The 24,028-nt window shown below is 64.3% G+C and carries 18 protein-coding genes and 1 pseudogene; 13 read left to right on the forward strand and 6 right to left on the reverse strand.

Annotated elements, in window-relative coordinates; all coding sequences use genetic code 11:
- Positions 1–3: 3 nt before the first annotated feature.
- Positions 4–687 carry a response regulator transcription factor gene (locus ACWBU6_RS14545; RefSeq protein WP_452649483.1) on the reverse strand — a complete coding sequence of 228 codons (684 nt, stop codon included), beginning with the start codon at positions 685–687 and terminating at the stop codon, positions 4–6.
- 127 nt (positions 688–814) lie between these two features.
- Between ACWBU6_RS14545 and ACWBU6_RS14550 the strand changes: the two genes are divergently transcribed.
- From ACWBU6_RS14550 to ACWBU6_RS14590, 9 genes and pseudogenes are all read left to right on the forward strand, one after another.
- Positions 815–1,294: a Spy/CpxP family protein refolding chaperone gene (locus tag ACWBU6_RS14550; protein WP_452649484.1), complete on the forward strand. Its 480-nt coding sequence runs from the start codon at positions 815–817 to the stop codon at positions 1,292–1,294.
- Positions 1,284–1,412: a hypothetical protein gene (locus ACWBU6_RS14555; RefSeq protein WP_452649485.1), complete on the forward strand. Its 129-nt coding sequence runs from the start codon at positions 1,284–1,286 to the stop codon at positions 1,410–1,412. Before ACWBU6_RS14550 ends, ACWBU6_RS14555 begins: the two co-directional genes overlap by 11 nt.
- 128 nt (positions 1,413–1,540) lie before the next feature.
- Positions 1,541–2,041 (forward strand): annotated as a pseudogene (locus ACWBU6_RS14560) (dioxygenase family protein); the annotation flags it as partial.
- 149 nt (positions 2,042–2,190) lie between these two features.
- Positions 2,191–3,363, forward strand: coding sequence for a hypothetical protein (locus ACWBU6_RS14565; protein ID WP_452649486.1), 1,173 nt, complete (start codon positions 2,191–2,193; stop codon positions 3,361–3,363).
- Positions 3,364–3,368: 5 nt separating this feature from the next.
- Complete coding sequence (locus ACWBU6_RS14570) at positions 3,369–4,628, forward strand: hypothetical protein (protein WP_452649487.1); 1,260 nt, start codon at positions 3,369–3,371, stop codon at positions 4,626–4,628.
- A 13-nt stretch (positions 4,629–4,641) separates the two neighbouring features.
- Entirely contained in the window at positions 4,642–6,819 is a 2,178-nt protein-coding gene (locus ACWBU6_RS14575; RefSeq protein WP_452649488.1) for an 8-amino-7-oxononanoate synthase, read from the forward strand.
- Positions 6,820–6,826: 7 nt separating this feature from the next.
- Positions 6,827–7,864, forward strand: coding sequence for an aminotransferase class I/II-fold pyridoxal phosphate-dependent enzyme (locus tag ACWBU6_RS14580; protein ID WP_452649489.1), 1,038 nt, complete (start codon positions 6,827–6,829; stop codon positions 7,862–7,864).
- Positions 7,857–8,939, forward strand: a complete 1,083-nt coding sequence (locus ACWBU6_RS14585; RefSeq protein WP_452649490.1) for a hypothetical protein — start codon at positions 7,857–7,859, stop codon at positions 8,937–8,939. Before ACWBU6_RS14580 ends, ACWBU6_RS14585 begins: the two co-directional genes overlap by 8 nt.
- Positions 8,936–9,664 carry an amidohydrolase family protein gene (locus ACWBU6_RS14590; protein WP_452649491.1) on the forward strand — a complete coding sequence of 243 codons (729 nt, stop codon included), beginning with the start codon at positions 8,936–8,938 and terminating at the stop codon, positions 9,662–9,664. The genes ACWBU6_RS14585 and ACWBU6_RS14590 overlap by 4 nt, the downstream gene beginning before the upstream one ends.
- On the opposite strand, the gene ACWBU6_RS14595 is transcribed toward ACWBU6_RS14590, so the two are convergent.
- The 4 genes from ACWBU6_RS14595 to ACWBU6_RS14610 all read right to left on the reverse strand — a co-directional run bounded on the left by ACWBU6_RS14595 (position 9,661) and on the right by ACWBU6_RS14610 (position 14,589).
- Positions 9,661–10,998, reverse strand: a complete 1,338-nt coding sequence (locus ACWBU6_RS14595; RefSeq protein WP_452649492.1) for a sigma 54-interacting transcriptional regulator — start codon at positions 10,996–10,998, stop codon at positions 9,661–9,663. The two genes, ACWBU6_RS14590 and ACWBU6_RS14595, sit on opposite strands and share 4 nt — an antisense overlap.
- Positions 10,999–11,191: 193 nt before the next feature.
- The gene (locus tag ACWBU6_RS14600) at positions 11,192–13,447 is read right to left on the reverse strand and encodes an Orn/Lys/Arg family decarboxylase (RefSeq protein WP_452649493.1); all 2,256 of its coding nucleotides are present in this window, start codon (positions 13,445–13,447) and stop codon (positions 11,192–11,194) included.
- 92 nt (positions 13,448–13,539) lie between these two features.
- Positions 13,540–14,103 carry a DUF4337 domain-containing protein gene (locus tag ACWBU6_RS14605; RefSeq protein WP_452649494.1) on the reverse strand — a complete coding sequence of 188 codons (564 nt, stop codon included), beginning with the start codon at positions 14,101–14,103 and terminating at the stop codon, positions 13,540–13,542.
- Positions 14,104–14,106: 3 nt separating this feature from the next.
- On the reverse strand, positions 14,107–14,589 hold the full coding sequence (locus ACWBU6_RS14610; protein ID WP_452649495.1) for a dihydrofolate reductase: 483 nt from the start codon (positions 14,587–14,589) through the stop codon (positions 14,107–14,109).
- A 214-nt stretch (positions 14,590–14,803) separates the two neighbouring features.
- On the opposite strand from ACWBU6_RS14610, the gene carA reads away from it, so the two are divergent.
- Genes carA through ACWBU6_RS14630 form a run of 4 tightly spaced genes read left to right on the forward strand, consistent with a single transcriptional unit; the run spans position 14,804 to position 23,053 of the window.
- Positions 14,804–15,961 (forward strand): glutamine-hydrolyzing carbamoyl-phosphate synthase small subunit, encoded by a 1,158-nt coding sequence (carA, locus tag ACWBU6_RS14615; protein WP_452649496.1) that lies wholly within the window; start codon positions 14,804–14,806, stop codon positions 15,959–15,961.
- Positions 15,954–19,772 carry a carbamoyl-phosphate synthase large subunit gene (gene carB, locus ACWBU6_RS14620; protein WP_452649497.1) on the forward strand — a complete coding sequence of 1,273 codons (3,819 nt, stop codon included), beginning with the start codon at positions 15,954–15,956 and terminating at the stop codon, positions 19,770–19,772. Before carA ends, carB begins: the two co-directional genes overlap by 8 nt.
- 3 nt (positions 19,773–19,775) lie before the next feature.
- Positions 19,776–21,509, forward strand: a complete 1,734-nt coding sequence (locus ACWBU6_RS14625) for a methyl-accepting chemotaxis protein (RefSeq protein ID WP_452649498.1) — start codon at positions 19,776–19,778, stop codon at positions 21,507–21,509.
- 17 nt (positions 21,510–21,526) lie between these two features.
- Positions 21,527–23,053 (forward strand): M48 family metallopeptidase, encoded by a 1,527-nt coding sequence (locus ACWBU6_RS14630; protein ID WP_452649499.1) that lies wholly within the window; start codon positions 21,527–21,529, stop codon positions 23,051–23,053.
- Here the strand turns inward: ACWBU6_RS14630 and ACWBU6_RS14635 are convergent.
- The gene (locus tag ACWBU6_RS14635) at positions 23,050–24,021 is read right to left on the reverse strand and encodes a thymidylate synthase (protein WP_452649500.1); all 972 of its coding nucleotides are present in this window, start codon (positions 24,019–24,021) and stop codon (positions 23,050–23,052) included. The two genes, ACWBU6_RS14630 and ACWBU6_RS14635, sit on opposite strands and share 4 nt — an antisense overlap.
- Between the last annotated feature and the right edge of the window lie 7 nt (positions 24,022–24,028).

Below are 24,028 nucleotides of genomic sequence, written 5' to 3' on the forward strand. Positions count from 1 at the left end.
GGCTTACTCCCGGATCAGCTGGTAGCCCAGGCGGTACACGGTCTGCAGGCAGGAGCGGCCGTCCGAAATGGCGCCCAGCTTGTGCCGCAAGCTGCTCATGTGGACATCGATATTGCGGTCGAAACGCGCCATCGGGCGTCCCAGCCCCTGTTCTGACAGCACGTTCTTGCTGACCGGCTTGCCTGCATTGCGCGCCAACACTTCAAGCAGGTTGAATTCGGTGCTGGTCAGCTCCAGCGGCACGCCGCCCCATGCCGCGCGGCGCTGCTCCGGCCACATGGTCAACTGGCCGACGACCAGCGGTCCGCCGCCCGTATCGGGCACGGCCTGCGTGCGGCGCAGGATGGCGCGGATGCGCGCCGTGAGCTCGCGCGGCGTGCAGGGCTTGGTGACGTAATCGTCGGCGCCCAGTTCCAGGCCGACGATGCGGTCGGTATCGTCGCCGCGCGCCGTCAGCATCAGGATCGGCATCCGGCTCACGGCGCGGATGCGGCGCAGCGTTTCCAGGCCGTTCATGCGCGGCATCATTACATCGACGACGGCAATGGCGTACGTCCCCGTCAACGCGGAGGCGGTGCCGGCTTCGCCGTCGTAGGCGGTGCTGACTTCGAAGCCTTCCTGCTCCAGGTATTCCTGGAACATGCCGACCAGTTCGACGTCATCGTCAATCAACAGGACCTTGTTCATGGCGCCCATGATAACAAATCGTTCCGGCCTGGCTCCCCCATCTTTACACGTTTTTACCTGCTACTTACGGCGCTTTACAGGCTGTAGCAAGAGAATGGGATCTCACCATCACCACCGGAGACCCACCATGAAGAAGATGAAATTGCCCCAGCTCCTGTTGGCCGCCGCGATGGCGCTGCCGCTAATGGCCGGCGCGGAGGAAGGCTTGCCGCCAGAAGCGGACCGGCCGCTGTTGGCCGGGCCGCGCGGCGACGGCAGCCGCCATTTTGCTGGGCCGGGCTTGCCATTCCTGCACGGCTTGGATTTGTCGGAAAGCCAGGAAGACAAGCTGTTCCAACTGATGCACAACCAGGCGCCTTACCTGCGCGAGCAACAGCGCTCCCACGACAAGGCAATGCGCGCCTTGCATGACATGCGCAATGCCGAAAAGTTCGACGATGCCGCCGCCACCAGGCTGGCGCAGGCCGCGGCGCAGGCACAAGCCAACCTGACCATGTCCCATATCCGCACGCACCAGAAAGTGCTGGCCCTGTTGACCCCAGAGCAGCGAAAGCAGGTGGACGATCGCAGGGCTGGCCGGCAACGCGGAGGCTTCAATGAACGCTAATCCGGCCAGTTTTTACAGCCATGTCCCGCTGGCGGACGGCCTGCAAGGCCTGATCTTGTCGCTGCAGGGCGATCGGTCCGAGAGCGGCAGAGGCAACTTGGCCAATACCACGGCATAAAAAGGAGAACCTTATGGACGCGCATGACCACGGCCTGGCAGCGGACCTGGAAGCAATGATGAACATGGACGGCGGCCGCCGTCGTACGCAGTGATACCCGCAACAGCTTCAATGGCGCCAGCGGCACTGCCGCCGGCATCCCGCTAACGATCAAGCTGAAGATCATCAACGCGAACAATAGCTGTGCGGCGGCCCGCGAGTTCGCGGTCTACCTGTGGCACTGTGACCGCGAAGGCCGCTATTCGCTGTACTCCAGCGGGGTAACGGACCAGAACTACCTGCGTGGCGTGCAGGGCGCGGACGCAAACGGCGACTTGTCCTTCACTACCATCTTCCCTGGGTGTTACGACGGCCGCATGCCGCACGTGCACTTCGAGGTCTACCGCAGCCTGGCGCAAAGCACCAGCGCCGCCAACCGGATCAGGACATCGCAGTTCACCTTTCCGCTGGCGACGCTGAACGAGGTCTATGCCACTTCGGGTTACAGCAGTTCCGCAAGCAACCTGTCGCGCATCAGCTTCGCCACCGACAACATCTTCAGCGATGGCTACTCCCTGCAGCTCGGCGTCATGAGCGGCAATGTCACGGACGGCTACGTCGTTAGCCTGACGGTCGCTGTCGCGGCCTGATCCCCATCGGGGCGAAGCGGATTTCGCCCCAGGTCCGTTCTTTTCGTCCCCATCCGAAATTTCTTTCGCCGCCGCGGGCGCCCGCCCCGGCGGCGGCGCTGGCACGCGCCTTGCACTGATCCTTGCATGGTTTAGGCAATGGAGAAAGCATGGACCGTCTGCTCAGCTATCGGCCGGAACTGGAATTGTCTCTGGCGGCGCCATACGCAGCATGGCGCGATGAAAGCCTGCCGCAAGCCGCCGAGTTGCTGGCGGCGCGCCGCGAGGGCCGTTTGCCGGCCTGGTTCCGCAGCGCGGCGCCAGGACTGGATGGCGTGCTGCCCAGGCTGGCCGACCGGGTGCTTTCCGCAGGTCCTAGGGCCGGCCGTATGCTTGGGCTGGAACTCGAAGGCCTCAGTGCCGAAGACCGTGAGTTTGAAACGGCGCGCCAGTTCATGCGCTTTGCCGGACTGGCGGCGCGCCGCGCAAGGCAGGCAGCCCGCGGCGACCCACGCCAGATAAGGCGCGCTGCATTGAACCTGGCGGCAAGGCGATATGCACCGGGCCTGCTGCCCGCCATCGTATCCATCATGGAACGGCATTCCGTTCCACCATCCGCAGCATCACATCAAAGGGGGCAAATCATGCATGACATCGACCGTACCACCCTGGAATTCGGCAACGAAACTTCCTATGAAGGCGAGTATGAGTTTGGCGAATCGGAATGGGGCGGCGAAATGGGCCAGCAAGGCATGCTGACCGAAGCCGAGGAAATGGAACTGGCCAGCGAACTGCTGTCCGTGACCAATGAAGCGGAACTGGAACAGTTCCTGGGAGGTTTCCTGAAAAAGGCGGCCTCGTTCGCCGGCAACGTGATCCGCTCGCCGGTTGGCAAGGCCATTGGCGGTGCGCTCAAGGGCGTGGCGAAGAAGGCCCTGCCGCTGGCAGGCGGCGCGATCGGCGGCTACTTCGGCGGCCCGCTTGGCGCCAAGATCGGTAGCGGCCTGGCTTCGGCCGCCGGCAGCGCCCTGGGCCTGGAAGCGGAGGGCGAGATGTCCGGCGAGGATCGCGAATTCGACGGCGCCCGTACTTTCGTCAAACTGGCCGCAGATACCGTCAACCGCGCGGCCCAGGCCCGTGGCGGCGATCCGCGCCAGATTGCCATGCAGGCCGCTACGGCGGCCGTGCGCCAGCACGCGCCGGGCTTGCTGGGGCGTGCCGGGCAGCAGGGCGGCCAGCAAGGTGCAGCCGGCCGCGGCATGGGCGGCGGCGCGGGTGCCACGCAGGGCAGCAGCGGGCGCTGGGTGCGCCAGGGGCGCAAGATCGTGCTGTACGGAGCTTGAGCCAAATGAACCCGTACGCCGCCTGGATGCTGGCACAGGAGGCGCGCTCCTTGCTGACGCGCCTGGCCCGAGTGCTGCCCTTTGCCCTGATCGAGCCGATGGTGCCGGCTGCCGCCTTGCTGCCGCGGGCGCAGCGTGGCATCGAACGGCAACTGGTGGCGGGGCGGCGCGAGCTGCGGGCCATGGTGCGCGGCTTCCTGCGCTGGCTGCGCAGCCCGGACGGACGGCGCGCCAGTCCTGCCCAGGCCCAGCGCCGCTTCACGTTCCTGCGCATGAAGTTCAACGCGGCACTGATCCAGTTCGATATGTTCAACGACGTGGTCACGCAGCGCAGCGAACATCGCAACGGCGTATGGTTGGCAGGGCTGGACATCGCATCGGCCGATGCCCTGGCCCTGCGCGGCGGCTACTACAGGCCGCCGCCGGTGGTGTGCTACCTGGATCGCGGCCCCGGTGCTGCGATCCGGCGCGCCCGAACCCGCCTGCCCGGCGGCGGCGACAACCCGGTCGCCATCATCCGGGTGCCGCGCGAACGGATGGTCGGCGCCAGCATTGCCTCCTCGCTGTTCCATGAAGTCGGACACCAGGGGGCGGCTCTGCTGGACCTGGTCAACTCGCTGCGCCCGGTGCTGCAATCGCTGCAATCCGGCGGCGCGGGACCGGGGCAGGTGTGGAAGCTGTGGGAGCGCTGGATCTCCGAAATCGTCGCGGACTTCTGGTCGCTGGCGAGGGTGGGCGTGGCGGCCACCCTCGGCCTGATCGGTGTGGTCAGCTTGCCGCGCATATTCGTTTTCCGCATCAACATCGACGATCCCCATCCGGTGCCCTGGATCCGGGTCCTCCTGAGTTGCGCGATGGGCGAGCGGCTTTACCCGCACCGGCAGTGGGGGCGCATGGCACGCCTGTGGGAGTCCTACTATCCCCTGGATGGCGTACCGGAAGCGGACCGGCAGTTGCTGATCTCGCTGCGCCGTTCGATGCCGGCACTGGCGGGCCTGCTGGCCAACCATCGTCCCGCCCTGCTGCGCGGAGCTTCGCTGCCGCAGGCGCTGCAAGTGGAGCACCGGCAACCCGCCTACCTGGCCCTGTTGTTCCGCCTTTGGCAGCGCAAGCCGCACCGCATGTACGAGGCGGCTCCGGTACTGGTGTTCGCCGTGATCGGCCAGGCGCGCGCGGACGGAATCCTGAGCCCGGAACATGAAAGCATCCTGCTGGCGCGCCTGCTGACGCACTGGGCGCTTCGCAATACCCTGACTGATCTTTGAGGAGAGTTCCATCATGACGAAAACGAGTGCGGCAGCCGCAGGCGCAAGCGGCAAGATCGATGTCAACGTGCGGGCCCGGATATCGGACAATCGCTGGGTCCCGGTGGTGCACGCCCACCTGCTGCTGGTTCATCCGTCGGACGCGCAATTGAAGCAGCTGCAGCAGCTCAATGCAGCGTCGGCCAGCCCGGAAGAGGCGCGCAAGATGATGTCCGCCTGGCCCGTGGTGCGCCCGACCCACACCGGCCCCAATGGCCGTGCCCGTTTCGACGGCCTGGAAATGGGCACCTACTACGTGGTCTACAACAACGTCACGCCCTTCGACAAGGACTTCGAGCGGTTCAACAGGATCGACATCCTGACCTCGGACACGCGCGGTGAGACCGAATTCCTGCTGGACCCGTCGTTCAGGCTGGACCCGGTCTTCTTCGCTAATGGCGACGACCAGGACCGGCCGCACGGCCTGGTTGGCGATACGGTCTGGGTAACGGTATCGCACGGCGTGGCGGGACAGGCGAACCCGATGGAGGGCATGTACTACGTGCCGGAGCCCCCGCTGCAAAGCCAGGCGCAGAAGGGCGTCAAGTCGAACATGCGCCTGAATGCAACCGGCACCACCGAGGCCGCAGTCAACGTCTACATGGCCGCGCTGGAGCCGGACGGGGTGACGCCCGACCCGAACGACGCCGCCCACTATCGCGCTTCCGAACCCATCATCGTCGACGAAGGCAGCGCGACGCAGGTGAGCGGCACCATCACCACCCAGGCCTCACGCACGGAGGCCGAATTCCGGCCCGTGATCGCGCACTGGACCCTGATCCGGAACAGCGCCGAAGCGCTGTCCTTCAATACCTACAAGCTGTTCATCGACCACCTGTTCTGCAACGACGCGGGCGGCGAGGTGCCGGAATTCGAGCGCGGCCGTTTTAACGAGAAGGAACGCGTCTTCCGCCAGCTGGAGAAGCGGCGTACCTTGCCGTTCAGCGATTCGGACTCCTATCGCGTGCTGAAGGCAGCTACCGAGGCTTTCGTCATGGTCAATTGCGGCGTGCTGCGCACACCGTATGCCTTCCGTCCCCAGGAGGACGCCGACTACCTGGACCGGCGCGACCTGCCGGGCGAGCGCAAGCTGGAAGATGAGCTGGTCAAGCGCTACCTGACCTCGCTGGACCAGAAGACGCGCATCCTGCCCTACCTGGCCCTGATCCGCAGCAAGCTGCCGGACGTGCGCATCCACATGGATCACAGGGAGCACCACGACGCGGAGCTGTGCGCGGGCTTCATCCGCGACCGGCTGGTCAATCCGTGCATGATGGAGCTGATCTGGTCCTACTGGCAGGAAGAGGGCATGCTGGTGCAGACCATGAATGCCATCACGCGCCGCTTCCAGAACGTGCGCTCGTCGGCCCACGGCAACGGCGCCGACCCCCTGGCGAACATGGAGGTCGACATGCTGCGGCCCCTGAACAACCTGTTGTGGGGCTATGTGCAGGACGAGCAGCATCGCCTGAGCGTTGTGCGCCGCAACTATGAGTACGACCACCACTACGGCATCCACCTGGACGGCAGGGCGGTGCGCGATTTCCGGCCGGCCGACAGCCGTTCCAAGTTCGTCGAGGCCTTCCACAACCTGCTGCGCCAGCTCATGCCCTTCTACCGCCAGGACGACGACACCACGGTCAAGGCCGACGCCTTCCCGATCCTGAATGCACTCAAAGAGGTGCACCTGATCCTGTCGCAGGGTGCGCACAACCAGTTCGGCGACTTGCCGTCCACTGCGCGTATCGAGATGCTGATGCAGCAATGGATGCTGGCGCGGCCGGAGTTCCGCGAATTCCTGCCGACCCGGCTCATGGTGGCGCACCCCGAGCCCTGGATGGACCGGGTGGACGCGATGAAGAAGGTTCAGGGCTGGAGCGACACCAGCATTGCCCATTTCCGCGACCTGGCCATGTTCGGCGAGCAGCTGCTGCTCTCGATCCGCTACACCCACTGGAGCGACGTGTACGACCCGACCGAAGCGTTTGCGTGGGCGCGCTTCTGGCGCCCGCAGGCCCAGGGTTATATGCATGCCTACCGCGCGGTGACGGGCGTGGACATGACTTCCGAAACGGCGAACCCGAAACTGGAGTCCACCATGCCGTCGGTGCTGTTGCGCCAGCGCCTCGAGGCCATGCCCCGCACTGCGTGAGGCGCTGGTGCGCACCGACTTCACCAGCGCCCTCTACCTGGGCATGCGGCATGGCGCGCAGGCGCTGCCGGCGTGGGATGAGCTGACATTGGGGAAGCCGGCGGCGCTGGAACCGGTGCCGGGTGAAGCGGAGCTGGGCGCCGCCCTCGCGCGCCTGATGGATTGCGAGGCGGCCTGCCTGCTGCCTTCCAGCCTGCACCTGTTCTGGGACGTGTTTGCCTGGCTGGCGGCCGCTCCGGTGGCGTTGCTGGTCGACAGCGCGGCCTATCCGGTGGCGCGCTGGGGCGCCGAACGCGCCAGTGCGCAAGGGGTGCCGCTGCAGTGTTTCAGCCACTGCAATGCCGCCCAGGCTGCGGCGCTGGCGCGGCGCTGGCGGCAAGCCGGACGCGGGCCGGTCATCCTGGCGGACGGCTATACGCCGGGCGACCCGGTGGCACCGCCGCTGGCGGCCTATGCGGACATCGCCGAATCCAGTGGCGGCCTGCTGTTGCTGGACGATACCCAGGCGCTTGGCGTCCTGGGCATGGATGGCGGCGGTTCGGTCGCGGAACATGGCCTGGCCGGCGCACCGGTACTTGCCGGGGCCTCGCTGGCCAAGGGGTTCGGGGTCCCGCTTGCCGTACTTGCCGGGCCGCGCAAGATGCTGGGCCGCTTCATGGCCGCCAGCGAAACGCGCGTGCATTGCAGCCCGCCGTCGGTGGCGGCAATTATGGCCGGGTGCTGCGCGCTGCAAGCGAATCGCCGGGTCGGCCGGGCCTTGCGCGAGCGCGTTCTGGAACGGATTAAGCAACTGCGAGGCCTGCTTGCGGCACGGGGGATTGCCTGCCAGGGTGGCCAATTCCCGGTGCAGCGCATCTTGCTGCCGGCCTCTTGCGATGGACCTGGATTGAGGCGCGAGCTGTCGCTGGCCGGAATAGAAGTGCTGTTGCAGGGAACACCGGCAAGGCAGTTCCTGACGTTGCTGCTGCGGGCCGACCACAGCGCGCAGCAGGTCGCCTATGCCGCCCGCTCAATTGGACAACTGATGGAGGTGCTGCATGTTTGAGACGATGGAATTCGAATGGCGGTCCAAAGGTGGCCGTACGATGGGGCGCCCGCGGGCACGTCCCTCCCGCAAATCCCGCCCGGCGCGATCTTATGGAGGGGGCTGGCCTTACCGGGTACCGGTATTCGAGCCGCTGCCGCTGCTCGAGCCGCCGGCCGTCGACGAACCCGGTCCCGATGACGGCGACGGCGACAGCGAACTGCCGCCAACCATCGCCCAGGCGGTGGGGCGGATGCCGCCGGCCCTGCAGCCGGCCTATGCGCCGATCGTTTCGCTTGACCGCGCACCTGCCGATCCGCGCACCCACGGCCCGGGGCTGTACTACCTGGAATTCACTGTCAACGGCCAGCGCCGGGGCTATAGTGGCCAGGCCCGCCATATGGGGCAGCGCCTGGCGCAGCACCGCATCTGCGCCGGCATGATGGGCATCCGGCCATCCGATGTCAGCGTCTACATTGCGGCCAACCTGGCCGACGACGCCGACCGGCGGAGGCGCGAACGCACCCTGCACGATACGATGTTCCGGCATCACCAGGGCGTGCTGACCAACCAGCGCCGGGAGCTGGAACTTGAACTGTTGGGTGAAGAGCACGAAGCCCCCTGCGGCTGCAAGCGTTGCCGGCACGGCCCCTTCAGCACGGCTCAGGAAACGGAATTGGCAATGGAGCTGCTGGGCGTGCAAAGCGAGGCGGAGCTTGAGCAATTCCTGGGCAAGATGTTCAAAGGTGTCTGGAAGGGCATCAAGAAGGTGGCCAAGCCGCTGGGCGGCATCCTGAAGGGCGTGGCGAAGAAGGCATTGCCGTTCGTCGGTGGCGCGTTGGGATCGTTCATTCCGATTCCCGGCGTGGGAACAGCCCTGGGCCGCGCGCTGGGCGGGGCGCTGAGCAAGGCGCTCGAAATGGAGATGCAGGAGATGCCGGGAGCGGACCGCGAGCTGGAAGCGGCGCGCCGCTTCGTACGCATCGCCGGCAGCGCCGCCCAGGCGGCCGGCGCCAGCGATGGCAGCCCGCAGGCGGTACGCCGTGCCGTGCTGGAAGCCTTGCGCACCCACGCCCCGCACTTCGGCAAGTCATGATCATCGACTGCCATTGCCATGCCGGGCCGGGCGACGGCCTGACCGGTCCCTGGGACAGCAACGCCGCGCTGGGCCGCTACGCCCGGCGCGCGCGCGAAGCCGGTATCGATCGTACCGTGCTGCTGGCGGCATTCCATTCCGATTACGGCGCTGCCAATGCCGGCGTGGCAAGGCTGGTGGCCGCCGAACCGGAGCGCTACCTGGCCTTCGCCTTTGTGCACGCCCGGCGCGACGCGGGACGGATCGCAGCGCTGGTGCGCAGGGCGGTGGAGGATTACGGCTTTGCCGGCATCAAGCTGCACCGGCACGACGCGCCGATTACCGGCGAAGTATGCGAAGTTGCGCGCCACTTTGGCTTGCCGGTGCTGTACGACCCGGTCGGCGTGACGTCGGTGGCGCAGCTGCTGGCAGAGCAATACCCGGACGTGAATTTCATCCTGCCGCACCTGGGCAGCTTTGCCGACGACTGGGCGGCGCAACTGGCCTTGATCGATCACCTGGCGCGGCACCGCAACATCTATACCGACAGCGCAGGCGTGCGCCGCTTCGACCTGCTGGAGCAGGCGATCCGCCGGGCCGGCGCGCACAAGGTCCTGTTCGGGACCGACGGGCCCTGGCTGCATCCCGGCGTGGAGCTGGAGAAGATACGCCTGCTGCGGCTGGGAGCAGGGGACGAAGCCCTGGTGTTGGGCGGCAACCTGCTGCGCCTGACCGGATTGGGCTAGACGGGTGCATTGCGCGCCTTGCGGCGCAGTTGCAGCGTGCGGTCCGTCACGCCAAGGCGCAGGGCAGCGCGCTGGTTGTTGTCGCCTTCCTGCTGCAGTACGAGCTGGATTGCCGCGTCCGTGGCCGCCTGGCCGATGCGCGGCAGGTTGATGCCAAGTTCCACCGCGCGCCCGATGGCGTTGAGAAAGGCCGCATCGGGCCAGGAAGAACCGCCACCGGCCGGCCGCTCTTCCGGCGGTACATCGCCGATGGTGAGCGGCCCCGGCCCGATATGCCGGTGCCAGATGCGCGCCACGGTCTGGCGCAGGTCGCGCACGTTGCCGGGATAGCTGCGCGTGAGCAGGTATTGACGCACCGCCGGATCGAGTTCGACATCGCGCCCGCCAAGCTGGCGCAGGAAATGCTGCACCAGCGGCAGGATATCGCCTGGCCGTTCGCGCAGCGGCGGCGTGCGGCAGCGCCAGGCGGCGATGCGGTAATACAGGTCGGCGCGAAAGGTTCCGCGCTGGACCTCCGCCTCAAGGTCGCGATTGGTGGCGCACACCAGGCGAAAGCGCGTCGGATGCCAGTCATTGCTGCCGACGCGGCGATATTGCTGCTCCTGGATTACGCGCAGGAGCTGCGCCTGCAGCGGCAGCGGCAACTCGCCAACCTCGTCGAGAAACAGCACGCCGCCGTTAGCTGCCGCGAAGGCGCCATCGCGTGCAGTGTAGGCGCCGGTAAAGGCGCCACGCTCGTGTCCGAACAGTTCGCTGCCGGCCAGTTCTGGCGAGAGCGTCGTGCAATCGACGACTGTGAGGGGCCCCGGCCCGGTTTGCAGGCGGTGGATGGCTTGCGCCAGCAGGTCCTTGCCGGTGCCGGTTTCGCCAGTGATCAGTACAGGCGAGTCGGCAAACGCCGCCACCTCGACCAGACTGCGCAGCAGGCGCCGCCATGGCGCACTTTGTCCTACCAGGCAGGCGCGAATGCGGTCGGAAGACATCAGTTGCGCGACTTCGTGCCAGCGCTCCAGCCGCGCCAGCACCTGCGCCAGGATTGGTTCGTCGTTGCGCCATAGGAGCAGGTCGGATGCGCCGGCCGCGAGGACGTCCCACATGGCGTCGGCCTCCAGTTCGGCGGGTTCGCAACAGATGGCCAGCATTTGCTGGCCGCTGGCCGCTTGCAGCCTGGCCGCCAGTTCACCATCCCATCGTCGGAACAAAAGTATGGACGCGTCGTTTTCCTGCGGGGCTTCGATGAGGGAGACGCCAGCGTCGGACAGGTCGATCCGTAGCTGGTTGCTGGCATTTGCCGGCGCCTCTCCGGCCGCGAGAATGCAAGCTGAAAGCGCCATATATTCGCCCCTAGATTAGGACTGGAAGTCAACTATAGAGCGAAATCGGTGCATTGAGTTGAGCTTGCTCAATCGTGTGTTGCATCCTGGCGATGCGCCGAAATTCGGCACGCTTCCAGCGTAAAGGTGCGACGAATGCATGAAAGCCCGCAGGGACTTGCATCCGCTGCGGGCTTTGCATTGCGGGCAGAGCTTACTGCTTGACGCAGTCGACGAAGTAGTCTTTGCGGCCGTTGACTTCGCGCTTGACCAGGCCGTGCACGTCGGTCTCGAAGCCAGGGAAGCGTTCGTTGAAGTCACGTGCAAAGCGCAGGTAGTCGACGATGGTCTTGTTGAAGCGCTCGCCCGGGATCAGCAGCGGGATGCCCGGCGGGTAAGGCGTCAGCAGGATCGAAGTAATGCGGCCTTCCAGGTCGTCCAGCGCCACGCGCTCGATCTCGCGGTGGGCCATCTTGGCGAAAGCGTCCGATGGCTTCATTGCAGGCACCATGTCCGACAGATACATCTCGGTGGTCAGGCGCGCAACGTCGTAGGCTTTGTAGAAGTCGTGGATCTGCTGGCACAGGTCGCGCAGGCCCATTTGCTCGTAACGCGGATTGGCCGCCGAGAATTCCGGCAGGATGCGCCACATCGGTGCGTTCTTGTCGTAGTCGTCCTTGAACTGTTGCAGTGCGGTCAGCAGTGTGTTCCAGCGGCCTTTGGTAATGCCGATGGTGAACATGATGAAGAAGGAGTACAGGCCGCATTTCTCGACGATCACGCCGTGCTCCGCCAGGTACTTGGTCACGATCGATGCCGGGATGCCGGTCTCGCCGAACTGGCCGTCCAGCGACAGGCCCGGGTTGACGATGGTGGCCTTGATCGGATCGAGCATGTTGAAGCCTGGCTTGAGGTCGCCGAAGCCGTGCCACTTCTTGCTCTCTTCGGTGAAGATCCAGTCTTCCTGCGAGCCGATGCCTTCGTCGGCGAAGCTGTCCGGACCCCAGACCTTGAACCACCAGTCCTGGCCCCATTCCTCGTCGATCTTCTTCATCGCGCGGCGGAAGTCCAGCGCTTCCAGGATGGATTCTTCCACCAGGGCGGTGCCGCCCGGTGCTTCCATCATGGCCGCTGCCACGTCGCAGGAGGCGATGATCGAGTACTGCGGCGAAGTCGAGGTGTGCATCAGGTATGCTTCGTTGAAGGCATCCTTGTCCAGCTTGACGGTTTCCGAGTCGCGCACCAGCACCTGCGACGCCTGCGACAGGCCGGCCAGCAGCTTGTGGGTCGACTGGGTCGAGAAGATCATCGACTCCTTGGCGCGCGGACGGTCCTTGCCGATCGCGTGCATGTTCTTGTAGAAGTCGTGGAAAGTTGCGTGCGGCAGCCAGGCTTCGTCGAAATGCAGGGTGTCGATCTTGCCGTCCAACATCTCGCGCAGGGTTTCCACGTTGTAGACCACGCCGTCATAGGTCGACTGGGTGATGGTCAGGATGCGCGGCTTCTTGTTCACCGCTGCCTGGGCGAACGGGTTGTTGGCTATCTTGCGCTCGATGCTCTCCATCGAGAATTCTTCCAGCGGGATTGGGCCGATGATGCCCAGGTTATTCCGGGTCGGCATCAGGAAGACCGGGATCGCGCCGCACATGATGATCGAGTGCAGGATCGATTTGTGGCAGTTGCGGTCCACCACGACGATGTCGCCCGGCGCCACGGTCGAATGCCACACCATTTTGTTGGAGGTGGAGGTGCCGTTGGTGACGAAGTAGGCGTGATCGGCGTTGTAGATGCGGGCCGCGTTGCGCTCGGATGCGGCAACAGGACCGGTGTGGTCCAGCAACTGGCCCAGTTCTTCCACCGCATTGCAGACGTCGGCGCGCAGCATGTTCTCGCCGAAGAACTGGTGGAACATCTGGCCGATCGGGGACTTCAGGAACGCCACGCCGCCGGAATGGCCCGGGCAGTGCCAGGAGTAGGAGCCGTCGTTCGCGTAGTGCACCAGGGCGCGGAAGAATGGCGGCGCCAGGCTGTCCAGGTAGGACTTGGCTTCGCGGATGATGTGGCGTGCCACGAATTCCGGGGTGTCCTCGAACATGTGGATGAAGCCGTGCAGCTCGCGCAGGATATCGTTGGGGATATGGCGCGAGGTGCGGGTTTCGCCGTACAGGTAGATCGGGATGTCGGCGTTCTTGTGACGGATCTCGGAAACGAAGGCGCGCAGCGATGCCAGCGCCAGGTCGGTTTCCTCGAGCGAGCCGCCGCCAAACTCCTCGTCGTCGATCGACAGCACGAAGGCCGAGGCGCGCGACTGCTGCTGCGCAAACTGCGCCAGGTCGCCGTAACTGGTCACACCAAGGACGTCCATGCCTTCATTTTCCATCGCGGCGGCCAGGGCGCGAATGCCCAGGCCGGACGTGTTCTCGGAACGGAAATCCTCGTCAATGATGACGATGGGGAAGCGGAATTTCATTGATGGTCTCCAGGCGCGACCAGGCGCCGCAAAAAAATAAGACCGGGAGTATCGCAGAATTTCCCGGCGTGGGGTAAATTTTTTACAGCTTTTTAAACCATTGCCAACAAGCCGAGGCCAAGGCCCAGCGCGGCCACGCCGTAGGTGGCGTACATCAGCCATTTACGGTTGGTGAGCAGGGTGATCGCGGCCAGAGCGATGGCAACCTGCTCCGCCGTGGTGGCCTGGGCCCACTGGTGGTGCTTATGCAGGGCGTGGTCGGATTTATGGTCCCACTCGGCCGACTTGGCTTCCCATCCCTCGGCATCCTTCTTGATGGCGTCTTTCTCTTCCTTGTAGCGCAGCACCTCGGCCTTGTACTTTTCCACATCGGCGTTGGGCAGCAGCATGGCCAGTTCGGCCAGGTTCTGCTTGGACGATTTGGCCTGGTAGTAGTTCCAGCGGTTCGAAGCTTCGGTCTTGGCAATGGCAGCATTGTTCTTGAACAGGGCTGCGTCGTTCTGCGTGGCGCCGCCCTGGTAGCCGAAGATGGCGCCCACGGTGGCCAGGATGGCGGTGGTCACGGCGATATTGCCGGAGAATTTGTCGTTGCTGTGTGCTGCGTGTTCTACGGCATGATCGTGCGGGCCGTGGACGTGAAAACCGTGTCCGGACATGTTCTAGTTCCTGGTAAAGCTGATAAATGCATAGGGCAGTCCTGCTGCCGAAACGTGTTCTTCACGCGCCACTTCCCGCCATTCGCCCGCGGCCAGGGCCGGGAAAAAGGCATCGCACTCATAGCTGCGGCCGATGCGCGTGACGACAAGCTTGTCCACCAGCGGCAAGGCTTGCTGGTACACCTGTGCGCCGCCGATGACGAAAGCCTCGCCCGTGCCTGCGACCAGCGCTTGCGCTTCTTCCAGCGAACCAACGCGCTCGACTCCGTCGTGCCGCCATGCCGCATTGCGGCTGATGACGATATTGCGGCGGTTGGGCAGGGGACGGCCGATCGAATCGAAGGTCTTGCGGCCCATGATAATCGGATGGCCGGAAGTGAGGCGCTTGAAGTGCGCCAGGTCCTCAGGCAGGTGCCATGGAAGAGTGTTGTGGATACCTATGCCATTGCTGGAGTCAGTGGCAACGATGATGGTCAAATTTGTCATGGCCGACATTATATATCGGAGCACTTTGCTATTCGGTCACGTTGCGCAATTGCGCCACCGCAATCTATTTTGGCGGCTGAACGGCCCCTTGTGACCATTGGAGAGTTTTGACGGGGGTGTGGCGGCGTATCGTAGCTTCCAGCGCGCTAGGAATTACTGCTGAGTAATTCTGTTTGTTGGTTTTATAACGATACGGACCCAGGAGAACCCCCTGATGAAACACCCACTCAAGCATCCCCACGGGAATGCCGGGCGCGCTATTCTCGCATTGGCGGATGGCACCCTTTTTGAAGGCATCTCGATCGGTGCCAACGGCTCCACGGCTGGTGAAGTCGTGTTCAATACTGCCATGAGCGGCTACCAGGAAATCCTGAGCGACCCGAGCTACAGCCGCCAGATCGTCACGCTGACGTATCCGCACATCGGCAACACGGGTGTCAACCGCGAAGATGGTGAAGCGCCCTTGATCCACGCGGCAGGCCTGGTGGTGAAGGACGTGCCGTTCCTGGCCTCGAATTTCCGCAGCGAGCAAGACCTGCCGTCATGGCTGGCGGAGCAGGGCGTGCTGGCGATTGCAGGCATCGATACCCGCAAGCTGACCCGCATCCTGCGCGACAAGGGCGCCCAGTCCGGCGCCATCATCGCAGGCGGCGCGGCCGAAGAAGCACTGCGCCTGGCACGCGAGTTTCCCGGCCTTTCGGGCATGGACCTGGCGCAAACCGTCAGCACCGCCGCTCCTTATGAATGGACCGAGACCGAATGGATGCTTGGCTACGGCCATGGCCGCCAGATGCAGCCGCGCTGCCACGTGGTGGCTTACGACTTTGGCGTGAAGGCCAATATCCTGCGCATGCTGGCCCAGCGCGGCTGCCGCGTGACCGTGCTGCCTGCCAGAGCCGGCGCCGCAGCGGCCCTGGCCCTGAACCCGGACGGGATCTTCCTGTCGAACGGCCCGGGCGACCCGCAGCCCTGCGACTACGCCATCGAAGCGGCACGCGAGGTGATTGAGCGCGGCATACCGACCTTCGGCATCTGCCTTGGCCACCAGATCATGGCGCTGGCATCGGGCGCGCGCACCGTGAAAATGAAGTTCGGCCATCACGGCGCCAACCACCCGGTGCAGGACGTCGAGACCGGCCGCGTGATGATCACTTCGCAGAACCACGGCTTTGCCGTCGATCCCGATTCGCTCCCGAATAACTGCGCAGTCACCCACATTTCCCTGTTCGACGGTTCGCTGCAGGGCTTTCGGCGCACCGACAAGCCGGCCTTCTGCTTCCAGGGCCACCCCGAGGCTTCGCCGGGACCGCATGACCTGGCGCCGCTGTTTGACCGTTTCATCAGCATGATGGAGGGCGCCCGCCATGGCTAAGCGTACCGATATCCGGCGCATCCTGATCATTGGCGCCGGCCCGATTGTGATCGGCCAGGCATGCGAATTCGATTACTCCGGCGCCCAGGCTTGCAAAGCCCTGCGCGAAGAGGGCTACGAAGTGGTGCTGGTCAACAGCAACCCGGCCACCATCATGACCGACCCGGGCATGGCCGATGTCACCTACATCGAGCCGATCACCTGGGAAACCGTGGCGCGCATCATTGAAAAAGAGCGTCCGCAGGCCGTGCTGCCAACCATGGGCGGCCAGACCGCGCTCAACTGCGCGCTGGACCTGCACCGCCACGGCGTGCTTGAGAGTTTCAACGTGGAGCTGATCGGCGCCACACCGGAAGCGATCGACCGCGCCGAAGACCGCGCCAAGTTCAAGGCGGCCATGGAGCGCATCGGCCTGCAGTCGGCCCGCTCCGGCATCGCCCACACCATGGCCGAAGCCTGGCAGGCGCAGGAGCGCCTCGGCTTCCCGGTGATCATCCGCCCATCCTTCACCATGGGCGGCAGCGGCGGCGGCATCGCCCGTAACGCCGACGAGTTCACTGCCATCTGCCTGCGCGGCCTGGAGCTGTCGCCGACTTCCGAACTGCTGATCGAGGAATCGCTGATCGGCTGGAAGGAATTCGAGATGGAAGTGGTGCGCGACCGCAAGGACAACTGCATCATCGTCTGTTCGATCGAGAACCTGGACCCGATGGGCGTGCACACCGGCGATTCGATCACCATCGCTCCGGCGCAGACGCTGACCGACAAGGAATACCAGATCATGCGCGACGCGTCGCTGGATGTGCTGCGCGAAATCGGCGTGGATACCGGCGGCTCGAACGTGCAGTTCGCGGTCAACCCGCAAGACGGCCGCATGATCGTGATCGAGATGAACCCGCGTGTGTCGCGTTCCTCCGCGCTGGCGTCCAAGGCCACCGGTTTCCCCATTGCCCGCGTCGCCGCCAAGCTGGCGGTTGGATTCACGCTGGACGAACTGCAGAACGACATTACCGGCGGCGCCACTCCGGCCTCGTTCGAACCGGCGATCGACTACGTGGTCACGAAGATCCCCCGTTTCGCGTTCGAGAAGTTCTCGGGCGCGAACGACCGCCTGACCACCCAGATGAAATCCGTAGGCGAAGTCATGGCGATGGGGCGCACCTTCCAGGAGTCGTTCCAGAAAGCGCTGCGTGGCCTGGATATCGGCGTCGATGGCCTGCAGCGCATCGCCACCGGCCGCGACGTGATCGAGCAGGAGCTGTGCCTTCCCGGGCCGCAACGCATCTGGTACGTCGGCGAAGCATTCGCACAGGGCATGTCGCTGGTCGAGGTGCAGCGCCTGTCGCACATCGACCCATGGTTCCTGGCGCAGATCCAGGACCTGGTGGAAGTCGAAGAATGGGTGGCAACGCAGCAGCTGGGCGGTTTTGACCGCCACGTGCTGCGCCGCCTGAAGCAGCAAGGCTTCAGCGACCGCCGGCTGGCCGGCCTGCTTGGCGTGCATGAAGACGAGGTGCGTGCGCAGCGCCATGCCCAGGGCATCCGCCCCGTGTACAAACGGGTCGACACCTGCGCCGGCGAGTTTGCGACCCGCACCGCGTACATGTACTCGACCTACGACGAGGAATGCGAAGCCCAGCCGACCGGCGCGCGCAAGATCATGGTGCTAGGCGGTGGCCCGAACCGGATCGGCCAGGGCATCGAGTTCGACTACTGCTGCGTGCATGCCGCGCTGGCGATGCGCGAGGATGGCTACGAGACCATCATGGTCAATTGCAATCCGGAGACCGTGTCGACCGACTATGACACCTCCGACCGGCTGTACTTTGAATCGCTGACGCTGGAAGATGTGCTGGAAATTGTCGCCATCGAGAAGCCGGAAGGGGTGATCGTGCAATATGGCGGCCAGACACCGCTCAAGCTGGCTTTGGCGCTGGAGGCCAACGGCGTGCCGATTATCGGTACTTCGCCCGACATGATCGACGCCGCGGAAGACCGCGAGCGCTTCCAGAAGCTGCTGTTCGAGCTGGATCTGCGCCAGCCATCGAACCGCACCGCGCGCAACGAACAGCAGGCCGTGGCCATGGCCGAGGAGATCGGCTACCCGCTGGTGGTGCGCCCATCCTATGTGCTGGGCGGCCGCGCCATGGAAATCGTCCACGAGCTCGCCGACCTGGAGCGCTACATGCGTGAAGCGGTCAAGGTTTCCCATGACTCGCCGGTGTTGCTGGACCGCTTCCTGAACGATGCCATCGAGGTGGACGTGGACTGCGTGAGCGACGGCACGGAAGTGGTGATCGGCGGCGTGATGGAGCACGTCGAGCAGGCCGGCATCCATTCCGGCGATTCAGCCTGCAGCCTGCCGCCGTACTCGCTGTCCGACGCCACCGTGGCGGAAATCAAGCGCCAGACCGTGCGCCTGGCGCAGGGCCTGAACGTGGTCGGCCTGATGAACGTGCAATTCGCTGTGCAGCGACAGAAAGCCGATGGCCGTATGGTCGACCGGGTGTATGTGCTGGAAGTGAATCCCCGCGCTTCGCGCACCGTGCCATTTGTGTCGAAGGCGACCGGCGTGCAGCTGGCCAAGGTCGCGGCGCGCTGCATGGCCGGACGATCGCTCGCTGGGCAGGGCATTACTGCGGAAGTGATTCCGCCTTATTACAGTGTCAAGGAGTCTGTTTTGCCGTTTGCAAAATTCCCCGGAGTCGACACCATCCTCGGTCCGGAAATGAAGTCCACCGGCGAAGTGATGGGTACCGGCGCCACTTTCGGCGAAGCCTTCCTGAAGGCCGAACTGGGCGCCGGCGTGCGCATCCCGATGGCCGGCTATGTTTATATGCGCGTGCGCAAGGCCGACCAGGCGCGCGCCGTGGCGCTGGCGCGCGAACTGGCCGATGCCGGCTACCTGCTGTGCGCCAGCGAAGTGACGGCCGCCGTGCTGGAAGCCGGCGAAGTGCCGGTCAACACGATCGAAGACGAAACCCTGCTAGGCTTGCTGGCGCTGCGCGAGATCGCGATGATGGTGGTTACGGTGGATGAGAAGCGCACGGCAATTACTGCCACGCGCAGCCTGCGCATGGCGGCGCTGGCTTCCGGGACCGTGATTTTCACGACCATTGCCGCGGCCGAAGCGGCAGCGGAAGCGCGCAAGCATGCCGATAACACCACCGTGCGCTCGCTGCAGGAACTGCACGCCATGGTCGGCAGCGAACAGCGCCAGGTGCCGCCGCCGGCGCCGCGTCCCGTACCTGGCGCAGTGGACCTGGCCGCTGCCGCCTGGCAGATACCGGAGCGCCGTTCTCAATCGCGCCAGCGCAGCGTCGGCATGGAGCCGCTGAAAGTCTTCATCCGCCAGCCGTTCACCGAATCGAACGAGCACGAACAGCACATGATCAGCGAAATCATGCAGATGATCGACAGCGCCAACGGCCTGCCTCATGCCTTCGACTATCTGACGGGCTTGCAGGCCGAAAGCGCGGAGACCTTCCGTGCCTCGTTCGAACGGAGCCAGGGCCTGCCTTTCACGCCGCAGAACTTCCGACGCCACCGTCTTGCGCTGCTGGACCAGGCGGACGTGTTGATTAACATCCGTGTCGGAATGAGTGAAAGCAGTGCATTCGAGTTGAGCTATCACATATTCAAAGGCCGCCGAACGCCTATCCTGTTCCTGGTGTGGAAAGGGGCGCCGATCAAAACCACGCTGCTGCGCGAACTCGATGACCTGGTGGATATCACCTATATCGAATTCGACGACGTTTCGGAATTGCGTGGCCGGTTGCATCAGTTTTTCAAATGTTTGGTAAAGGAGTGAGCGATGTTCAATAATTTCAAGATCAAGACCCTGCTGGTAGGCGTGCTGGGTTTGCTGATTGGCCTGCTGGCGATTATTGGCGGCCTCGGAATCCTGAGCGCGGAGCGCTCGGTCGGACTGGTCAAGGACGTGACGGTGGCCAACCAGAAGAACATTGCAGAGCGCAATGCGATCCGCCTGGACATGGAAACGGGCCGCAGCCAGATCCTGCAAGCCTTGCAGCACAATCCGGACTTTGCCTGGAGCAAGCTGCATGACCACCCGCTGACCAACCATTTCAACATCGTGGACGAAGTCACGGCGCGCGTGCAAAAGCGCTGGGAAAGCTACCTGGCGAGCATCAAGTCGCCCGAAGAGCACAAGCTGGCCGAGGACTGGTTCGCCAAGAGCGATGGCCTGGGGATAGAACATATCCGTGCTGCCGCCAGCGCGGTGAAGGAAAACCGCTGGGATGACGCGGAAGGGGTCCTGATCAAGAAGATCAACCCGTCCTACCGCATTGGCGACGGCGCGTTGAAGACGCTGTCCGAGCATGCCGACAAGCGGATCGAGGCCGATGCCGCCGCGGTTGCCGCGGGCCTGAGCCGAAACAGCACGACCGTTACCGTGGTGCTGATTGCCGGCCTGGCACTGAGCGTCTTTGCCGGCATGGTCCTGATGAAGGCAATCTCCGAACCGCTGGCCGAAGCCATGGATGTGGCGCACCGCGTCGCCGACGGCGACCTGAAAGGCCAGGCCACCAAGCACGCGGACAACGAATTCGGCGAACTGCTGCGCGCCCTGGACAAGATGCGCGACAACCTGGCTGCCATCGTGACCGAAGTCCGTGGCGGCAGCGATACGATCTCCAGCGCCTCCGCCCAGATTGCGGCGGGTAATATGGACCTGTCCGACCGCACCGGCGAGCAGGCTGCTTCGCTGGAGGAAACCGCCTCCTCGATGGAAGAACTGACCAGCACCGTGCGCCAGAATGCCGACAACGCGCGCCAGGCCAACCAGCTGGCCGTTTCGGCGTCGAGCGTCGCCACCAAGGGCGGCGAAGTGGTTGAGCAGGTGGTGGCGACCATGGGTTCGATCAATGAGTCGTCCAACAAGATTGTTGACATCATTGCAGTTATCGACGGCATCGCATTCCAGACCAATATCCTGGCCCTGAATGCGGCAGTGGAAGCGGCACGCGCCGGCGAGCAGGGGCGCGGCTTCGCGGTTGTCGCCAGCGAGGTGCGCAATCTGGCGCAGCGTTCGGCTGCCGCGGCCAAGGAAATCAAGCAATTGATCGATGATTCTGTTGGCAAAGTGGAAAGTGGCGCCAAGCTGGTCAACCAGGCCGGCAGCACGATGAAGGAAATCGTGACGAGCATTCAGCGCGTGACTGATATTATGGGAGAAATTACCAGTGCTACGCAGGAACAAACCGCGGGCCTGGAGCAGATTCACCAGGCCATTACGGAGATGGACACCATCACCCAGCAGAATGTCGCCTTGGTGGAGGAAGCTGCTTCGGCCTCGGCGGCACTGCAAGACCAGGCCAACAGCCTGTCGAAAGTTGTCAGTGTGTTCCAGATTGACGGCCAGCGCCGCGAGCATCCTGCCGCGGTGCAGGCGCGCGCGGTGATCCAGGCGGTTCGCACCAAGCCTGCATTGCCGGCCAAGGCCAAGCCGGTGCAGCGCGACGGCAAGCCGGCTGCATCGCGCAAGGTCGCCAATAGCGAGGTGGGAGATTGGGAAGAGTTTTGATTAAGTAAGGAGCATGATTGGATTACAAAGCGTTTGAGCACTTGGTTCGCCGGCTGGAGCTCGATTCAAATGCCAGCCCGGCGGCATTCCGCCGCAAGGTGTATGCGATCAGCCTGGCCGCCTATGCAATCCTGTTTGGACTGCTGGCCGGGCTAATTGCATTATTTATCATGCTCGTGCAGTGGGCAGTTGAATCGCATCGTGCCTTCACGATGTTCAAGGCCGGCCTGGCCGGCTTGTTCCTGCTATCGCTGATCTTTGTCGTCTTGCGCGTCATGCTCATGCGCCTCGACCCGCCGCTCGGGCGCGAACTGGCCCGAGAGGAGGCACCCAAGCTGTTTGATATCCTCGACAAGCTGTACGGCAAGCTGAAAGGCCCGCGCATCGATCATGTGCTGATTACGGACGAATACAACGCGGGGATCGTGCAGCACGCCCGCTTCGGTATTTTCGGCGGTTACCGCAACTACCTGCTGGTCGGCCTGCCATTCCTGCTTGGCTCGGGGCCCAAGGAACTGCTGTCGGTGCTGGCCCACGAATATGGCCACCTGTGCGGCGACCACGACAAGGACGCCGCCCGCATCTACCGCCAGCGCCGCCTGTTCGTCGCCCTGTACCAGCACCTGGAGGGCAGTGCGGACGAGAGTGTGCTCAGTGCGGGCGTTGTCCGTGCCCTGAAGCGCATCTTCCCTTACTACAGCGCCTATACCTTCGTCCTGTCGCGCCAGGACGAATACGAAGCCGACCAGACTGCCGTCGAAATGGCCGGCCACACGGCGAGCGCCAATATGCTGGTACGGGCCCGCTTGCTGGGCGACTGGATCGCCCGGGATTTCTGGCCCAGCATGTATGAGAATGCGGATCGCCTGGAGCGGCCGCCGTTCATGCCGTTTGCCTCGATGCGGATGGCCTTCAAGGCCAATTACGATGAATGGGCTACGAAGAAAGCGCTGGACGCTGCCTGGGCCAAGCCTTCCGACCTCGACGACACCCACCCCTGCCTGCGCGATCGGCTGGATGCCATCGACATGGCGCCGGTCCTGCCGCCGCCGCTGGATACCTGCGCGGCCGACGTCTTGCTGGCGTCCGGCGTGGGCAAGAAGCTGGAAGCGGAGCTCGACCAGGATTGGTGGGAGGTCAATTCGCGCGGCTGGGTTCATCGCTTCCGCCAGGTGAAGAACTCGCGCGTTCGCATCGACGAGCTGTCGGCAACGCCGCTGAAGAATCTTTCAGTGCAGGACTTGATGGAACTGGCGTCGCTGAAGCTCGAATTCGAGGAAACTGTCGCCGCCAAGCCGGCGCTGGTCGAACTGATGAAGCGCGCAGGCGGGCCTTACCCGCGTGCCTCGCTGATGTATGGACGCGTGCTGGTGGCCGAAGGCGACCGCCGCGGGGTCGATCACCTGCGCGAGGCGGCACTGAACGAGCCGCGCTTGCTGGAAGAAGCCGCGCAACGCGGCTACCAATTCCTGCTGGAGCGCGACGGCGAAGCCGTTGCCAAACGCTGGTGGGGCAGCGTCGTGCCCCAGGACGAACCGGCTTAAACCGCCATCGGCGCCGTCAGCGGCGCGTGGTGCTGGTAGCCTTCCAGCGTGAAGTCGGAAGGCTCGATCTTCTCCAGCCATTCCGGTTCGTACTTGCCGGTTTCCGCGAACGAAGGCACGCGGCTGTTGATATGCAGCTGCGGCAGCGGCAGCGGCTCGCGCTTCAACTGCTCCTGCACCATCTCCATGTGGTTCTCGTAGATGTGCGCGTCGCCGATAAAGTAGCTGAACCAGCGCGGCTGGTAGCCGGTCAGGCGCGCCACCAGGTGCAGCAGGGCGGCACCTTCCGCGATATTGAACGGCGTACCCAGGCCGATATCGTTGCTGCGCACGTACAGGCACAGCGAAATCTCGCGCGTGGTGGCGTTAGGGATGAACTGGTACAGCAGGTGGCAGGCCGGCAGCGCCACCTGATCCAGCACGGCCGGGTTCCAGCCATGGAACAGGATGCGCCGGCTCGAAGGATTGTGGACGATGGTGTCCAGGCATTCGCGCAACTGGTCGATGGCCTTGTACATCAGGACTTTCTGCACGCCATTTTCTTCCAGCGGCGCGACCTGCCGGAAGCCGTTGCGTTCCGCGTCCGCAATCTGCGCTGCCGCGGCGGCGTCCAGCACCTTGTACCCTGGCCATTGGCGCCATTGCACGCCATACACCGGACCCAGGTCGTCGGTGCCTGTGCGGTGGGGATTGCCAAGCCATTGCGCGTTCTCATTGGCGTTCTGGTCCCACACCTTGCAGCCCAGCGCGCGGAAATCGGCGGCGCTGCGCGAGGCGCGCAGGAAGGCGCACAGCTCGCCGACCACCGACTTGAAGGCCAGCTTCTTGGTTGTCACGGCCGGGAAGCCATCGTTCAGGTCGAAGCGCATCATTGCGCCCGGCACGCTCAGGGTGCGGATCCCGGTGCGGTTGTCCTGCCAGCTTCCTTGTTCCAGCACGGTGCTGATCAATTCTTTGTACTGCTTCATGTGTTTC

It is taken from the genome of Pseudoduganella sp. HUAS MS19, from assembly GCF_053615455.1.

Coding starts and splice junctions, on each gene's coding strand:
- ACWBU6_RS14545 (WP_452649483.1), bottom strand. CDS start 687: ATGAACAAGGTCCTGTTGATTGACGATGACGTCGAACTGGTCGGCATG.
- ACWBU6_RS14550 (WP_452649484.1), top strand. CDS start 815: ATGAAGAAGATGAAATTGCCCCAGCTCCTGTTGGCCGCCGCGATGGCG.
- ACWBU6_RS14555 (WP_452649485.1), top strand. CDS start 1,284: ATGAACGCTAATCCGGCCAGTTTTTACAGCCATGTCCCGCTGGCGGAC.
- ACWBU6_RS14565 (WP_452649486.1), top strand. CDS start 2,191: ATGGACCGTCTGCTCAGCTATCGGCCGGAACTGGAATTGTCTCTGGCG.
- ACWBU6_RS14570 (WP_452649487.1), top strand. CDS start 3,369: ATGAACCCGTACGCCGCCTGGATGCTGGCACAGGAGGCGCGCTCCTTG.
- ACWBU6_RS14575 (WP_452649488.1), top strand. CDS start 4,642: ATGACGAAAACGAGTGCGGCAGCCGCAGGCGCAAGCGGCAAGATCGAT.
- ACWBU6_RS14585 (WP_452649490.1), top strand. CDS start 7,857: ATGTTTGAGACGATGGAATTCGAATGGCGGTCCAAAGGTGGCCGTACG.
- ACWBU6_RS14590 (WP_452649491.1), top strand. CDS start 8,936: ATGATCATCGACTGCCATTGCCATGCCGGGCCGGGCGACGGCCTGACC.
- ACWBU6_RS14595 (WP_452649492.1), bottom strand. CDS start 10,998: ATGGCGCTTTCAGCTTGCATTCTCGCGGCCGGAGAGGCGCCGGCAAAT.
- ACWBU6_RS14600 (WP_452649493.1), bottom strand. CDS start 13,447: ATGAAATTCCGCTTCCCCATCGTCATCATTGACGAGGATTTCCGTTCC.
- ACWBU6_RS14605 (WP_452649494.1), bottom strand. CDS start 14,103: ATGTCCGGACACGGTTTTCACGTCCACGGCCCGCACGATCATGCCGTA.
- ACWBU6_RS14610 (WP_452649495.1), bottom strand. CDS start 14,589: ATGACAAATTTGACCATCATCGTTGCCACTGACTCCAGCAATGGCATA.
- carA (WP_452649496.1), top strand. CDS start 14,804: ATGAAACACCCACTCAAGCATCCCCACGGGAATGCCGGGCGCGCTATT.
- carB (WP_452649497.1), top strand. CDS start 15,954: ATGGCTAAGCGTACCGATATCCGGCGCATCCTGATCATTGGCGCCGGC.
- ACWBU6_RS14625 (WP_452649498.1), top strand. CDS start 19,776: ATGTTCAATAATTTCAAGATCAAGACCCTGCTGGTAGGCGTGCTGGGT.
- ACWBU6_RS14635 (WP_452649500.1), bottom strand. CDS start 24,021: ATGAAGCAGTACAAAGAATTGATCAGCACCGTGCTGGAACAAGGAAGC.